Origin of the sequence: Bacillus solimangrovi, assembly GCF_001742425.1 — a bacterium.
Classification (GTDB): domain Bacteria; phylum Bacillota; class Bacilli; order Bacillales; family Bacillaceae_N; genus Bacillus_AV; species Bacillus_AV solimangrovi.
The window spans coordinates 36,755-52,460 of record NZ_MJEH01000013.1 but is presented as its reverse complement, the minus strand read 5'-3'; the positions used below and the strand labels follow the sequence as shown (position 1 = coordinate 52,460).

Genomic DNA, 15,706 nt, shown 5'->3' with positions numbered 1-15,706 from the left:
ACTTACAATTAATGAAAACCTATAGTTCCGTTAAGCAATGAAATTTTTTAAAAATACAAAGCGACTTACTAATGGTTACTTAGTAAGTCGCTTTGTTATCCTCTATTATTTTTTAACTACCCATTTCGTAGTGAATGGAGTCATTGATGATATATTTGTACCTTGATAATAGTGTGCGATAATATCAGGTGCTTCACTACCTTCACTCGCCATACCATTTGCACCATATTGGCTCATCCCTACTCCGTGTCCCCAACCTCTCGTCTTAGCTACAATTTTATCGCCTTCTCGAGAAAGTGAAAAATCAGATGAGTTCAAACTTAGTTTCGTTCGAATGTCCCGCCCTGTGAACACTTTATTATTAATCTGAATCTTTGCTATTCGTTGCCCTTCTGTCTGTGCAATTACTTTACCAACCGATGTATCAGCCCCGAGCTTTACACCGAGTAAATTTTCAAATTCTTGGATTGGAAATACTTTTACGGCAGAGAATTTTGGAGAATTTTTATCCCACGGACTTTCAACACTGCGTAAATACGGAAACGGGTTTTGCCAATAGTCTTCTGAATTCTCTGTATAACCATTACTTGTAGAGAAAAAAGATGCTGTAATCGGATGACCTTCATACGTAATAACTTGCCCTCTCGTTGCCTGAACTGCCTCATGAATTCGATCCATCTTCCATTGGTAATCTGTTCCCCAAATCCCCTTTAATTCTTCTGGACTCTTATAGACTTGATGCATTATTGTATCTGTAACCATTGCACCTTCTGGCAAACCTACCGCATTGTCACTTAACATTTGCTTCACAATGTAAGTTCTTGCCGTTAATGCTTGTGCCTTTAATGCTTCAATTTCAAATTCTGCAGGCATTTCTGAAGCAACGACACCTTTCACATATTCCTCAAGTCGTACATTTTCAATCGTTTTTGCATTACTTCGATAGACTGCAACTTCTACGACATCATCTCCTAGTTCAGGTTGAGATTTTGATGGTTGTTGCACAGAATGAGAATTGTCGACTTCTGATGTAAAAGGTATTACTAGTAACGTTGGAAGCACTAAGACGACTGTAAAAAGAGCTGCAAGTAAAATAACATAAGGTTTCCATGATTTCATCCAAATATTCCTCCATTTAATCACTATGTGCATTACTATTAGTATGGAGGTGGACAACCTTTTAGAACTCATTCAAACATATTTCATCATTAAACAATATGAAATAATATAAGACCTTCATACTTATTTATTTCGATTAAGAATATACAATCATTTATCAACTAACACTACAGAATAAATGTAATTCTTATAAAAAAAGAAGCTCGAAATGAGCTTCTTTTAAGCAAGATTCGTTTTTGCTGTTTGAGAAATCGATTGAATTGTTTCACTTTCATTACTCTCTTCTTGCTCTTGGACGCGTTCAATATCTGCACCAAGCGCAGCTAATTTCTCAACAAAATCAACATAACCCCGATCTAAATGATGTAATTCACCAACTCGAGTATAGCCATCTGCTATAAGTCCTGAAATAATAAGTGCAGCTGCTGCTCGTAAGTCCGTTGCTGATACTTCTGCACTTTGCAAATTCATTGGTCCATTTACGATTGCTGATCGACCTTCAATCTTAACATCACCATTCATGCGTCTGAACTCCTCCACATGCATGTAACGATTTTCGAAGACTGTTTCAGTAATCATACTTGTTCCTTCAGCCTGTAATAACAAAGCCATCATTGGAGCTTGCATATCAGTTGGAAAACCTGGGTGTGGCATTGTCTTCACATCGACTGCTTTAAGCATATCAGTCGGAATAACTCGTATACCATCCTGCTCATACTTGAAACGAACGCCCATTTCTTCCATCTTAGCAATTAGTGAACTAAGATGCTCAGGTACTGCACCTTCAACAAAGATCTCACTTTTCGTAAGTGCACCAGCGATTAAAAATGTGCCAGCTTCAATCCGATCAGGAATCATTGTATGCTCAGCGCCTCTTAACTTATCTACTCCATCGATACGTATCGTTCCCGTTCCAGCACCACGAACATTCGCACCCATCTTATTCAAGAAATTAGCTAGATCAACTATTTCCGGTTCTTTCGCCGCATTTTCAATCGTTGTTCGACCATCAGCTAGCGTTGCTGCCATCATAATGTTCTCTGTAGCACCGACACTTGGGAAATCGAGATACACCTTTGCACCTTTCAAACGTTCAGGTGCACTAGCTTCAATATAACCGTTACCGACTTTCACACTTGCACCCATGGCTTCAAAGCCTTTCAAGTGCTGATCAATTGGCCTTGAACCAATATTACAACCGCCAGGAAGGGCTACTCGAGCGTGGCCATTACGAGCTAGCAGGGAGCCCATAACGAGTACCGATGCTCTCATTTTACGAACATATTCAAATGGTGCTTCTGTCGTTAATATTCTTGATGCGTCAACTGTAATTTGTTTATTTTGAAATGTAACATTTGCATTTAAATAACGTAAAACCTCGTTAATCGTATATACATCAGCTAGTGGAGGTGCATCGTTAATAATGCTCTTCCCTTCACTTGCGAGTAGTGTTGCTGCGATGACAGGCAGAACGGCATTTTTCGCCCCTTCGACCTTAACCGTGCCGGCAAGGCTCCTGCCGCCGCGGATGATAATTTTATCCAAGACATTCCCCTCCGCGTCCATAGAATCGAAATCCTATTATTGAATTATAATTTACCACCAATGACGATTGAGATAATAGAAATGATTTTATTATTGATTTACGCGTTTTACCCTCTTCTCAACCTATTCCTGTCTATTTATTGAGCTAGTTACATGCACTATATTAATATTCAAGCGTGATTATAGGTGTGCCTATCGTTACCGTAGTTACGCCGCCCATTCCTTGTTGGCGTATACCTACTTGAAGGTTCATTTTGTCCTGATCATAAAGTGCAATTTCTTGTGAGAACTGTTTAGAATATGCAGAAATAGATATGAAGTTATCTTCAATTAACCGACTAACTGGTTGAGCACCTAGCTCCTCCAGTACATTATCTGAAAAAGTTTGCAAAACACCTTTCATCATATCACCAGCATGTCCACTTACACAAGAATAAAATTGGGGAGTTTTCTGGAAAATTTTAGATGAACTATCGACAATACGGTCTGATACATGAGACCATTGTCCATGATCCCACTTTTCCCCTTCAATATCATAAATTAAATACGTTTGATGGTTTTTTTTTGTAGGGTATGCAGTTAAGAGGATTTTCTCGGTGATGTTCAATTTTTGATCATGTTTAACAGCAATAGCCTTCCACATATGCTCTTCTCTTTCAAAAGACCACGTGAAGTCTTCAACCTTTTTAGCCAACCTTTTCACTTCTGCCTCAAACTCATCATAAGTTTCAAGCCGAACCTTTTCTTCTCGTGCATACATGTTCCAATTTTCAATTGATATATCCTGATTTTGGAATGCTACAACCAACCGTTCCAAATCATAATCGTTTCCTTTTGTCTCCCCAGTATGGTTTATGAATAATAAAGTAAACATGCATAATATAAAAAGCATAATGCCACGATAATATTTCAAAATCCCTCACTCCTTCTCTTACTTTCATTGTTTCCGTCATTTGCCCTGACATACATGAAAGTTTCCGCCTTCTTTCGACGGTTAAGGAGCGAAGGTTGTTGAAGATTAAGCATTCTTCGTTTTCATCAACTATCCACTGAGAAAATTAACATAAAAGTTTTACATAACGGATACTCTAAATACGATTGCAAGTTCTTTCTTTTAAAACAAATTTGGAATTTGTCGAGACCAAAACAGATAATCCAAAAAGAAATTGCTCACTGCTGATCCAATTGTAATCGTTAATAAAATGAGCAATACTCTAGCGTGACCTACCTTGCCTTTCTTCAGGATCATTTCAATTTTTATCCCCTGTAATGCCCACCACGTAATTGCGAAAAAAGCAAGGTGAACGATTATCCCAAGCATCGCCTGCTGTGCAATATTAACCTCCATCAATTCATACCTCCAACCTATATGAAATTCTTTTTCAAAAAAAGAAGAGAGCATCAAAAATGCCCTCCACTTTAACACTTTTAAAAAAAGTACACTTGCCGCTTCAATCAAACATACGTTAAGAATGTAAGATTATCCCCTTGTAAAGGATTTTCACTTTATTATAATATATGTTTCATTATTGACTAAAAAAGTCTGTAAAATTAAAGCTTTCATAAAAGAAATCCATTGCTACATTAGGTAAAATCCCAAACAGTAACGTACCTAGTGCACATAAAACAACAACAACGGTAATACCTACTGGAAGCTTAATTGCAGTCACTTGTGAGGCACGACGGAAAAACATTTGTTGCATGATTTTGAAATAATAGAAATACGAAATAACTGTACCTGTCATCATTAATGCCGCTAACATGTAATGAGATGGACGTGCGGTGAGTATGCCGACAAAAATGTTAAATTTACCGATGAAACCCATTGTACCAGGAATACCTGCTAATGAGAGGATGAAAATACTCATTAAAATCGCTAACCAAGGTGAACGTTCATATAATCCTGCAAACGCAGTCACATCTTCACTATCCGATTGTTTAATCATCACTTGAAGCAAAGCGAATGCCCCTAAATTCATAAATAAGTAAGCAATGAGATAAAACCAGATGCTTTCAAACATGAAAGCTGAGAAAGCAACAAACGGTACAATTAAATAACCAGCATGCGCAATACTAGAATATGCAAATAAACGTTTCATATTATGTTGTTTCAATGCAATCGTGTTCCCAATAATAATAGTCACACCGGCAATAACAGCTAAATAGCTTTGCATTGAAACAATTAACGGTAACTGCCCGCCAATACCAGGTGCTTGGATAAAAGTAACAACAAATAAACGAAGGATAATAACAAACCCTGCCGTCTTAGAAATAACACTCAGAAAAGCTGTTACAGGTGTTGGTGCACCTTGATATACATCTGGTGCCCACATTTGAAAAGGTACTGCCGCAATTTTGAATGACAAACCGACAAACATCATCAAGAACGCAATTGAAGCGATATATTGCAATTCTCCAGTTAATAAACCACCGAGCTGATTACTTATTTCATATAAGTTTGTAGAACCTGAAAGACCGTAAATATAACTCATTCCAAATAACGTAATCGCTGTTGAAATTCCACCATTAATGACATATTTTAATGCCGCTTCATTCGATTGCTTATTTTTCTTACGTAAACCAACTAAAATATACGAAGAAAGAGATAGCAATTCAAGACCAACATATAATGTGATCAAATCCGCACTTGAAGCCATCATCATTGCACCAAGCATCGCCGTCAAAAATAAATAGTAAAATTCTCCACGATCTTGCAATCCTTCCTTCGGTTCATAGCTAGCTGCTATTAAGAAGACAAATGCACCACCAACAAGAAAGATTAGCTTAAATGCTTTAGCAAACGAATCTAAGCGATACGTTTCATGTAGGATAATCGTCACTGGATCGTTTAGCTGCCCAAGTAAGAAAATGAGCGCAATAATAATACCACCTAAACCAACCCATGCAAGCTTCTTTCTATCTTTGTCTTTGCTCATGAATAAATCGAGTAATGAGAGTAGGGTTGCAACGCCAAGAATCACGAATTCTGGAGCCATAGCACCCCATTGATAGCTTAATAATGTTTCGAGATCCATATGCTTACCCCCCTATCCCTAACATGATTAATTCTAATGTCGTTTGTAATGATTGTGATAAGATGTTCGGAAAGACGCCAATACCAATGATAAATCCAAGTAACACAACAATCGGGACGGCCTCAATTGGCTGAATATCTCGAATTTCATTTTTGTATGTTTTCGTTTTACCAAACGTTACGTTTAATACTGCTCGCAATAAATAGGCTGCTGTTAAAATAATCCCTAATGCACCAATCGCTGCGATAAGTGGCATTGTCCCAAACAACCCAAGGAATGCCATAAACTCACTAACAAACCCTGACATACCTGGTAACCCTAGTGATGCCATTGCACCCGCTAATAGAAATCCTGACGTAATTGGCATAACCTTCGCTAATCCACCCAAATTATCAATTCTAGACGTACCAACACGTTCATATATGACACCAATGAGGAAGAACAAGAGTGCTGATATTAATCCGTGAGAAATAACTTGAAAAATTGCTCCTTGTATTCCTGAACTATTCATTGCACCTAATCCTATTAAAACAATACCCATATGAGAAATACTTGAATATGCAAGCACCATTTTAAAATCAGATTGAATAAGAGCAAGGAAAGCTCCATAAAGCAAGTTTATAACACCAAGCACTGCTAACACTGCTGCCATACTCTGAAATTCATCTGGAAAAACCCCAATTCCTAAACGAATTAATCCGTACGCACCAATCTTTAGTAGAATACCAGAGTGAATCATAACGATAGCAGGTGGTGCTTGTACGTGTACACGCAACATCCAACTATGCAATGGAAAGATCGGAAGCTTTACTCCAAATGCAATGAGCAATGCAGTTGCTATACCGAAACGAAAACTTTCTGAAATTCCAAAATTAGCAAGATGTTTATCTGGGAACGACATTATCTCTACGAGTTGGTTAATATTTAATGTGCCTGTCTTCGCAAACAGAGCAGCAAATACGATTAATAAAATCGCAGATCCAATTCCGTTAAAGATTAAGAAAGAATATGCCGCACGCTCTTTGTCATCGTACCCCCATTTTCCAATTAAGAAGAACATTGGAACAAGTGTTAACTCAAAAAACACAAAGAATAAGAGTAAATTCTCAGATGCAAATACACCGAGCATGCCTAGCTCTAATAGTAGAAAGAGCATGAAATAACCTTTCCACTCCTTCTTAATATGAATCGATGCAATTGATGCTAATGTGGCAACGATTGCTGTTAACAAAATGAGCACTAGTGATAAACCGGTAATACCAAGTTCATAATTAATAACAAGTTGCTGAATCGGTAAATCCTTACTATCACCAAATGCAAGCCATCGATAACTTTCTACAAATTGACTATTTGTTTCAGCTTGATTAAAGCCACCATAAATGATAAAAGCTAATATCAATGGCAAGAGCGTTGCACAAAACCCTACTATTTTAATAAGCTTTTCATTATTTTTCGGTAAAAAAGCTAATATAACAATCCCTACCAACGGGGAGAAAACTAACATTGAAAGTAACATTCCACTCATCCAAAATACCCCCCTGTTACAGCAAGGATTACGAGAAGTACAGTCAGTCCGAGAAATGCAACAGCACCATATACTTGAACTTGACCATTTTGTAACCGTGAGCCAATTCTACCGAGTCCATGGGTAAAGGCTGCAGTTGCACCAACAATCCCTTCCACTATGAATTCATCAATGTAACGGAATAAATAACCGACCGTACGTGTTGCATAAACAACAGTCATATTATAAAATTCATCAACAAAATATTTGTTATATAGTATCGTATGTGGTGTAATGCTATATTTCGTTAACCAATCACGTCCAATAAATTGATTTCCATAGATTAAATATGCAAGGAAGATCCCCATTACAGAAGAACCGACGGCTAGAATCATAATCCATTCAGCACCTGCAATATGCTCACTTGCATGTGCAATTAACGTGCCATCAGTTAACCAATCTCCTAGGAAAGTTCCAAACCATGGTGTATTCACATATCCTGAGAAGATTGCTAAAAAACCGAGCACAATCATCGGAATCGTCATTACAGCTGGTGATTCATGAACATGTTTTTGCTCACTACGAGGTTCACCTGTAAACACCATAAAAAACAATCGGAACATATAAAAAGCAGTAAATAATGCTGCAATAACGGCTACCCAGAATAGTTCGTATCTTCCATCTGCCCAAGCAGCGAGTAATATTTCATCTTTACTAAAAAAACCTGAGAAGAATGGCACACCACTAATTGCTAATGTTCCAATCAAAAATAGTGGGCCTGTAAACTTCATCTTCTTCCAAAGACCGCCCATTTCTTCAATGTTTTGAGTATTTGTAGCATGAATAACACTACCTGCCGCTAAAAATAATAATGCTTTGAAGAAAGCATGCGTCATCAAATGAAAAACTCCTGCTACATATCCAGCTGAACCTAAAGCCAACATCATATAACCGAGCTGACTGACTGTTGAATAAGCGAGAACTCGCTTAATATCGGTTTGAACAAGCCCGATACTTGCTGCAAAAATGGCAGTAAATCCGCCAACGAAAGCAATAGTTGACATCGCTGTCTCACTTGCTTCATATAGAGGAAATAATGATGCTACAAGATAGACACCAGCTGCTACCATTGTCGCTGCGTGAATTAATGCTGAAACTGGCGTAGGACCTTCCATTGCATCAGGAAGCCACGTATGTAGAGGAAATTGACCAGACTTCCCAACTGCTCCTACAAAAACCAATATTGCTGCTAATGTTAGCGTGCTTGTGTCGATTGTTCCTGATTGAACAGCTTTAAAAATCTCATCATATTCAAAACTACCAACCTGCCAAAATATCAACATAATACCGATGAAGAAACCGACGTCACCGATACGAGTGACAATGAATGCTTTTTTGGCAGCTGCCTTTGCATCTCCGTTATAAAAATAAAAACCGATTAACAAGAATGATCCTAAACCAACAAGTTCCCAAAACATATAAACTTGAAGCAGGTTAGGGGAAATAACTAATGAAAGCATTGCAAAGGTAAACAAACCGAGATAAGCATAAAAGACACTGATTCGGTCATCTCCCTTCATATAACCTTTCGAATACATATGTACGAGAAAACTAACAAGTGAAACGATCACTAACATGAGTGCATTTAGTTGATTAACTTCAAAACCAAACGTTAAGTTCACGTTTTGAATTGTTAGCCATGTACCCTCTACCTTTACATTACCGTGTTGAAAGCGAGCAAATAATGCACCAATTGATATAACGAGCGACGCTAACGTAGCAAGCATCCCAACATAGGCACTATTCTCTTTCATCTTTCTCCCAAATAATATTAGGAAGATAAATGAAAGAAAAGGAAAGAGCGGTATTAGCCATGCATTTTCCATCATCCTATCACAATCCCCTTCTTGGCTCACAGGATGTGAGTCATTCTTCTGTACAACTAGGCATTATCCCAAGCGAAACTAATCGAAGTGATTTGAATTATACCCCAGATAATCTTCTTAAAGAGGTTGTTCAAAAAGTTCGGGAAGAATGACTATCGAATAACTGCGTTGGCTTGCTTTTCCGCTCCTCATGTACACTACAAACGTACATTTCGGTGCTCAAACCTTCACCGCCTTGTTCTTCTCCGCCCTTTTTGAACACGATCTTAAACTAATGTTTCATCGAGTTCACTTCATCTACATTTACAGTTGAACGATTGCGATATAGTGCAATTAAGATCGCTAGCCCAATTGCAACTTCAGCAGCTGCAATCGAAATCGAAAATAATGAGAAGACCTGTCCTGTAATATTTGGATTAACTCCATATTTACTAAACGCAACAAAATTTATATTCGCTGCGTTTAACATAAGCTCAATACAAATTAACACGATTACAACGTTACGTTTCGTTAATGCACCGAACAACCCAATACAAAATAATGCTAAAGCCGTTACTAAGTAAACAGATAATGGGATATTACTCATTCGTTCTCTGCCTCCTCATCATCCTTCTTAGCTAAAATAATAGCCCCAATTAATGCCACTAGAAGAACAACAGATGTTAGCTCAAATGGAATAACATACTTTGAATAAAGCTCAATTCCTATTTTTTGAGTATTATCAATATGCAGATTTGTCGCTTGATCTCCAAGTGTTAAATCATGGATACCTAAGTAGATAACCAAAAAGAACACAGCTGTCCCAATCCCTACGAGAAGCATGCGCATCGTTGATGCCTTTTGTTCTCCCTCATCATTGTAACGGGTAAGCATAATACCAAATAACATGATGATTGTAATTGCACCTGAATAGACAAGAACTTGCACAATAGCGACAAACTCTGCAGAGAGTAACACATATAACCCTGCAATAGATAAGAACGAAAATACGAGAGCAACAACCATATGAACTACTTTCGTTAAGTTCAGCATGAGTACACCGCAAATAATCGCAATGAACGCCAAAACTGTAAATATGAAAAATTCACCACTCATGCCTTATTCTCCTCTCGTACGTTCTCATCGTTCTCATCAAGCCATTCTAAGTTCTTGAAAAGATCATCTCTGCTATATTCAGCAAGCTCAAAATTATTCGTCATGACAATCGCTTCTGTTGGACATACCTCTGTGCACAAATCACATAAAATACAGATTTCGAAATTAATATCATACGTATCAATGACTTTTCCTTTTTTATTCGGGTCTGGATGTTTCTTTCCTGTCAACTGAATACAGTCAGTTGGGCAAATATTCGCACACTGATTACAGACAATACATTTTTCCGGATAAAACTTCTGAATACCTCTAAAACGATCTGGTACTGGAAGTGGTTTATCTGGATATTCATACGTTACACCCTTTTTCGTTAAGCTCTTTAGGGTAAATTTCAATCCTTTTGCTAAACCGAGCATACTCCCACCCCTTTACTTTTTGCTAAATCAAGCGCCTTCTTCAATTTATTCAGTTATAAAAAGGCATTGACGTTCCCTACTGCGGGTGATGAATTAATTGCTTTAATTATTATTTAAAAGAGGTTGTTCAAAAAATCTGAATAAAAATCGCAATAGCACCTCTGCTACAACATGTCTCTAAGTTCCTCACGTATTAAAATACATACGGTCTAGTACTCGACCCAATATTGTCCTGATTTACTATGCACTTTTTGTCCTCTTTCTTTGCTTAAGCATTAAAAGAATAATTCTTTCACAATTGCAGTTAAGAAAATATTAGCTAACGCGATTGGTAATAAAACTTTCCATGCAAACTCCATTAACTGGTCTGCCCGTACCCTAGGAAATGTAGCACGGAACCAAATCATCACGAATACAATCGCACTAAACTTCAATGCAAACCAGATTGGACCCGGTATAAAACCTAAAAACGGAATAGGGTTCCAACCACCTAGGAATAAAACTGTAATGAGTGACGACATTGCAAAAAAGTATACATATTCAGCAAGCATAAAAAATGCCCAACGAAAACCTGAATATTCGACATGGAAGCCAGCTACTAATTCTGACTCAGCTTCAGGTAAATCAAACGGTGTTCGGTTAAGTTCCGCTACTGCAGATATGAAGAAAACAACAAAACCAATTGGTTGCAAGAAAATAAATGCAACATTCTTCTGTGCTTCAACAATCTCCATTAAATTAAGGGTTCCTGCAAATAACACAACACCAATTACTGACATAACGAGTGGAATCTCATACGAAATCATTTGGGCAGCTGCACGCATACCACCAAGTAATGCATATTTATTATTCGAAGCCCATCCACCAGTCACAACACCAACTGTCGTGATACCTGAAATAGCAATATAATACAATAACCCAATACCAATATCAGCAAAATGGAAGACTTCAGTAAATGGCATAACAGCAAGGACCATAAATGCCGGTGCGAACGCTAACACAGGGGCAAGAACGAATAATGGTTTATCAGCTGCCTTTGGAATGGAATCTTCCTTTAATAAGAGCTTCAAAACGTCAGCTACTGTTTGGAGCAACCCCCATTTACCTCCAACTCGTGATGGACCTAGACGAGCCTGCATAAATCCCATAACTTTACGTTCAGCAAGGATACCATACGTTACAAAACCAAGCACAACGGCAAGCAACCCTGCACCTAATGCAAAGAAAGCCCCAAAAGTCCATACAGTAGGAGATGACTGCAATAAACTATCAATCATTAGCCATCAACCTCCCCAAGTACGATATCAATACTACCTAAAATAGCAACTACATTGGCGATATTTTGCCCCTTTAACAATTTGGGAAGAATTTGCAAATTATAAAATGATGGTCTACGGAATTTCAAACGATACGGTTCCTTCTTACCATCACTTGCAATATAACAACCAATTTCACCACGCGGAGACTCAATTCGTACATATGCTTCACCTTTTGGAGCTTTAATAATTCGTGGAACTTTTGCCATGATCTTGCCTTCACTTGGAAATTGTTCGACTGCTTGTTCAACAATTCGAATACATTGTTCAATTTCTTCCATACGGCACTCATACCTTGCCCACGCATCACCACCTGTGCGTGTTGGTACATCAAAATCAAAGCGGTCATAAATTGAATATGGTTCATCTTTTCGTAAATCCCAATTTTCACCCGTACAACGGAGACCAACTCCACTTAGTGAATATTCCAATGCTTCTTCACGAGTATACTGACCTACTCCTTTAACACGGTTAAGGAAAATCTCATTACCTGTTACAAGCTCATGGTAACCCGCTAGCTGTTCTCTCATATAAGGAAGGAACTCTCTTACTTTATCAATCCATCCGTCTGGTGCATCCCATTTCACACCACCTACACGCATATAGTTAAATGTAAGACGAGCACCTGAGAGTTCGTTTAGTAAGTTTATGATCATCTCACGTTCACGAAATGCAAATAAAAACGGGCTTAATGCGCCAATATCTAATAAATATGTTCCGTACCAAACGAGATGACTTGCTAATCGTCCAAGCTCCATAACAATTACCCGTAAATATTCAGCACGCTCAGGAACCTCAAGATCCATCATCGTCTCAACAGCATGACAAAGGACATAGTTGTTTGTCATTGCTGAGAGATAATCCATTCGGTCTGTATATGGGATAATTTGAGTATATTGTAAATCTTCGGCCAACTTTTCTGTTCCACGATGCAAGTAACCGATTACAGGTGTAGCTTCAGTAATTATTTCCCCGTCAATTTTTAGAACGAGACGGAAAACTCCATGTGTACTTGGATGTTGTGGACCTACATTTAATAACATTTCTTCCGTTCTAATCATTTGAGCTACACCTCCACATCATATGGCTCATAGTCTTTACGCATCGGATGCCCAATCCAATCATCTGCTAATAGAATGCGCTTTAAATTAGGATGATTAGTAAATACGATTCCTAATAAGTCATAAGCTTCACGCTCTGGCCAATCTGCACCGTTCCAAACACCTGCCAATGACTCAATTTCGGGCTTTTCGCGGTCAATTTTCACTTTTAACGCTACTGATTGACGATTTTTATAAGAGTATAGATGAACATAGACTTCCATATGTGTTTCAAAATCGGTTCCGTGCAACTCACTTAAATATTCAAAGCTTAACTGCTCATTGTATTTAAGAAATTCAGCAAGCTTAAAATATGTATCTCGTTTTGCAACAAATGTTGGTACATCCTTTGATAAACGATTAATATATGAATCTTCTAATAGGTCAGAGCCTAAGTTACTATTGATAACATTTATAAACTTATCAAGTAAAGGTTGGTTTGGTGAAGGTTTTTCCTCTTCGGTATCATCACTAGTAGTTCCTTTAGCAGTTGCTGCTGCTTTAGCTTTGGCAGCTGCGACTGCTTTTGCCTTTGCTGCTGCAATCGCTTTCGCTTTCTCATCATCCGTTGAAGAAGCTGTCCCCTTTGCTTTCATTTTTGCAGTTGCTGCAGCCTTCGCCTTTGCTACTGCAACTGCCTTCGCTTTCGCTTTTGCCTTTTCTTCGTCATTGCTTCCAGTTTCCGATTCTGCTTTCTGTTTTGCTTTTTGCTTCGCTAGTGCCGCTGCTTTCGCCTTTGCTGCTGCAGCCGCCTTCGCTTTCGCTTTTTCCTTTTCTTCGTCACTGCTTCCAGTTTCCGATTCTGCTTTCTGTTTTGCTTTTTGCTTCGCTAGTGCCGCTGCTTTCGCCTTTGCTGCTGCGGCTGCCTTCGCTTTCGCTTTTGCCTTTTCTTCGTCACTACTTCTAGTTTCCGATTCTGCTTTCTGTTTTGCTTTTTGCTTCGCTAGTGCCGCTGCTTTCGCCTTTGCTGCTGCAGCTGCCTTCGCTTTCGCTTCATCTTCTTTTGAAATCGCTTTCGTTTCTTCATTTAACTTTTTTTCAGCAAGCTTTTTTCTAGCTAATTCTTTTGCACGTTCAGCGGCTTCTCGTTTCAACTGTTCATTATCTTTATCGGTCATTGATTAATCACCGGCTTCCCAGTCTTAGCTTCATAGCGAATTTTTTCCTGCAATTTATTAATCCCATAAATTAGTGCAGCAGGATTCGGTGGACATCCTGGAATATAGACATCCACTGGTACGATTTGATCAACACCTTTTACAACAGCGTATGATTTCACATAAGGTCCTCCAGCTGTTGCACATGAACCCATAGCAATTACCCATTTCGGTTCAGGCATTTGATCGTATAGACGTTTTACAATTGGAGCCATCTTCTTCGTAACTGTTCCAGAAACAATCATACAATCAGATTGTCTTGGTGAAGTTCGAAAAAATGATCCAAATCGGTCAAGGTCATAGTGAGATGCTCCCACACCCATCATTTCAATTGCACAACAAGCAAGCCCAAATGTCATTGGCCAAATGGAGTTACTCCGCGCCCAAGCTTTCAATTGCTCTAACGTGGTAAAGAATACATTACGTTTTAATTCTTCGTGCTCTTCAGGAGTTATATTCTCTAAGTTTAGCTCCATTTCAACACCTTCTTCTTCCATGCATAAATTAGTCCAATCAATAACATTACAACAAATATTAACATTTCAATTAAAGCAAATATACCTAACTTATCGTAGGCTACTGCCCACGGGTATAAAAAGACTGTTTCAACATCAAAAATAACGAACATTAATGCAAAAATATAATAACGCACATTAAAACGTACACGTGCATCATGAAAGGGTTCAATCCCACTCTCATAAGTTGTTTGCTTTTCAATAGTTGGTTTATTTGGTCTCAGAAAACGTCCCGCCGTTAAAGCTACAACAGGTAAGAGAATCCCCAATAACAGAAAAGCAACAACAATCAGGTAATTGTTTTGATATTGAAAGAAATCTGTCATACCTCCCCCTCCAAACCTTGATTATTCTGAACTTTTTGTAACCGCCCTTATTATAGCAAATACCAATATTTGTGTCGATAAGTGTTCAGCATCTAACATAAAAACAGTCAGAGTAAGTTTTCACAATTGTATTAATAATTTTATTTACATAATAAAAAATAGCCCTAAGGACATATCCTTAAGGCTATTTTTACATACCTGTTACATTTAAACGATTGATGGCACGTTTCAATGCCAATTCAGCTCGTTTCGAATCCATATTATCTTTTGGACCATTTTTAAGACGACGCTCAGCTCGTTCTTTCGCAGCCTTTGCTCGTTCTGGATCAATTTCTGATGGTATTTCAGCTGATTGAGCAAGGATAGTCACTTGTCCCTTTCTTACTTCTAGGAAGCCACCAGAAACAGCGACCAAGTGTGTTTCGTTATCCTTCTTCAAGCGAACCGCACTAATTGAAAGCGGAGCTACCATCGGAATATGACCAGGTAAGATACCTAATTCACCGCTCAATGCTTTTACACTGATCATTTCCACATCAGTTTCATAAACTGGGCCATCAGGTGTAACGACACTAACTTTCATCGTACTCATAAAGAACCCTCCTATTATTAGATCCAGCAGGAAAAGTGTAAACTATTTCTAGACGAAGTGTTCAACCAGTTCATGGTAACTATTGTTGGACTTATCTACC

General features: G+C 38.3%; 16 protein-coding genes. All 16 read right to left on the bottom strand.

What is annotated here, in order from left to right; translation table 11 throughout:
* Positions 1–105 precede the first annotated feature (105 nt).
* On the bottom strand, positions 106–1,119 hold the full coding sequence (spoIID, locus tag BFG57_RS06475; protein WP_069716673.1) for a stage II sporulation protein D: 1,014 nt from the start codon (positions 1,117–1,119) through the stop codon (positions 106–108).
* 219 nt (positions 1,120–1,338) lie between these two features.
* Complete coding sequence (gene murA / locus BFG57_RS06470; protein ID WP_069716693.1) at positions 1,339–2,664, bottom strand: UDP-N-acetylglucosamine 1-carboxyvinyltransferase; 1,326 nt, start codon at positions 2,662–2,664, stop codon at positions 1,339–1,341.
* A 163-nt stretch (positions 2,665–2,827) separates the two neighbouring features.
* The gene (locus tag BFG57_RS06465) at positions 2,828–3,577 is read right to left on the bottom strand and encodes a YwmB family TATA-box binding protein (RefSeq protein WP_069716672.1); all 750 of its coding nucleotides are present in this window, start codon (positions 3,575–3,577) and stop codon (positions 2,828–2,830) included.
* Positions 3,578–3,778: 201 nt separating this feature from the next.
* Positions 3,779–4,012, bottom strand: coding sequence for a DUF1146 family protein (locus BFG57_RS06460; RefSeq protein ID WP_069716692.1), 234 nt, complete (start codon positions 4,010–4,012; stop codon positions 3,779–3,781).
* A gap of 178 nt (positions 4,013–4,190) precedes the next feature.
* Entirely contained in the window at positions 4,191–5,699 is a 1,509-nt protein-coding gene (gene nuoN, locus BFG57_RS06455) for an NADH-quinone oxidoreductase subunit NuoN (protein WP_069716671.1), read from the bottom strand.
* A gap of 4 nt (positions 5,700–5,703) precedes the next feature.
* Entirely contained in the window at positions 5,704–7,224 is a 1,521-nt protein-coding gene (locus BFG57_RS06450; protein WP_069716670.1) for a complex I subunit 4 family protein, read from the bottom strand.
* Positions 7,221–9,092: an NADH-quinone oxidoreductase subunit L gene (nuoL, locus tag BFG57_RS06445; protein ID WP_069716669.1), complete on the bottom strand. Its 1,872-nt coding sequence runs from the start codon at positions 9,090–9,092 to the stop codon at positions 7,221–7,223. The genes BFG57_RS06450 and nuoL overlap by 4 nt, the downstream gene beginning before the upstream one ends.
* A gap of 268 nt (positions 9,093–9,360) precedes the next feature.
* Positions 9,361–9,675 carry an NADH-quinone oxidoreductase subunit NuoK gene (gene nuoK, locus BFG57_RS06440; RefSeq protein ID WP_069716668.1) on the bottom strand — a complete coding sequence of 105 codons (315 nt, stop codon included), beginning with the start codon at positions 9,673–9,675 and terminating at the stop codon, positions 9,361–9,363.
* Positions 9,672–10,184, bottom strand: a complete 513-nt coding sequence (locus BFG57_RS06435) for an NADH-quinone oxidoreductase subunit J (protein WP_069716667.1) — start codon at positions 10,182–10,184, stop codon at positions 9,672–9,674. Before BFG57_RS06435 ends, nuoK begins: the two co-directional genes overlap by 4 nt.
* Entirely contained in the window at positions 10,181–10,600 is a 420-nt protein-coding gene (gene nuoI, locus BFG57_RS06430; protein ID WP_069716666.1) for an NADH-quinone oxidoreductase subunit NuoI, read from the bottom strand. The genes BFG57_RS06435 and nuoI overlap by 4 nt, the downstream gene beginning before the upstream one ends.
* A 275-nt stretch (positions 10,601–10,875) precedes the next feature.
* On the bottom strand, positions 10,876–11,877 hold the full coding sequence (nuoH, locus tag BFG57_RS06425) for an NADH-quinone oxidoreductase subunit NuoH (protein ID WP_069716665.1): 1,002 nt from the start codon (positions 11,875–11,877) through the stop codon (positions 10,876–10,878).
* On the bottom strand, positions 11,877–12,977 hold the full coding sequence (locus BFG57_RS06420; protein WP_069716664.1) for an NADH-quinone oxidoreductase subunit D: 1,101 nt from the start codon (positions 12,975–12,977) through the stop codon (positions 11,877–11,879). The genes nuoH and BFG57_RS06420 overlap by 1 nt, the downstream gene beginning before the upstream one ends.
* Before the next feature lie 5 nt (positions 12,978–12,982).
* A complete protein-coding gene (locus BFG57_RS06415; RefSeq protein ID WP_069716663.1) occupies positions 12,983–14,134 on the bottom strand; it encodes an NADH-quinone oxidoreductase subunit C in 1,152 nt (383 codons plus the stop codon).
* Positions 14,131–14,649 carry a NuoB/complex I 20 kDa subunit family protein gene (locus tag BFG57_RS06410; RefSeq protein WP_069716662.1) on the bottom strand — a complete coding sequence of 173 codons (519 nt, stop codon included), beginning with the start codon at positions 14,647–14,649 and terminating at the stop codon, positions 14,131–14,133. The genes BFG57_RS06415 and BFG57_RS06410 overlap by 4 nt, the downstream gene beginning before the upstream one ends.
* Positions 14,640–15,014 (bottom strand): NADH-quinone oxidoreductase subunit A, encoded by a 375-nt coding sequence (locus BFG57_RS06405; protein ID WP_069716661.1) that lies wholly within the window; start codon positions 15,012–15,014, stop codon positions 14,640–14,642. The genes BFG57_RS06410 and BFG57_RS06405 overlap by 10 nt, the downstream gene beginning before the upstream one ends.
* Before the next feature lie 190 nt (positions 15,015–15,204).
* Entirely contained in the window at positions 15,205–15,606 is a 402-nt protein-coding gene (locus tag BFG57_RS06400; protein WP_069716660.1) for a F0F1 ATP synthase subunit epsilon, read from the bottom strand.
* Positions 15,607–15,706: the final 100 nt, after the last annotated feature.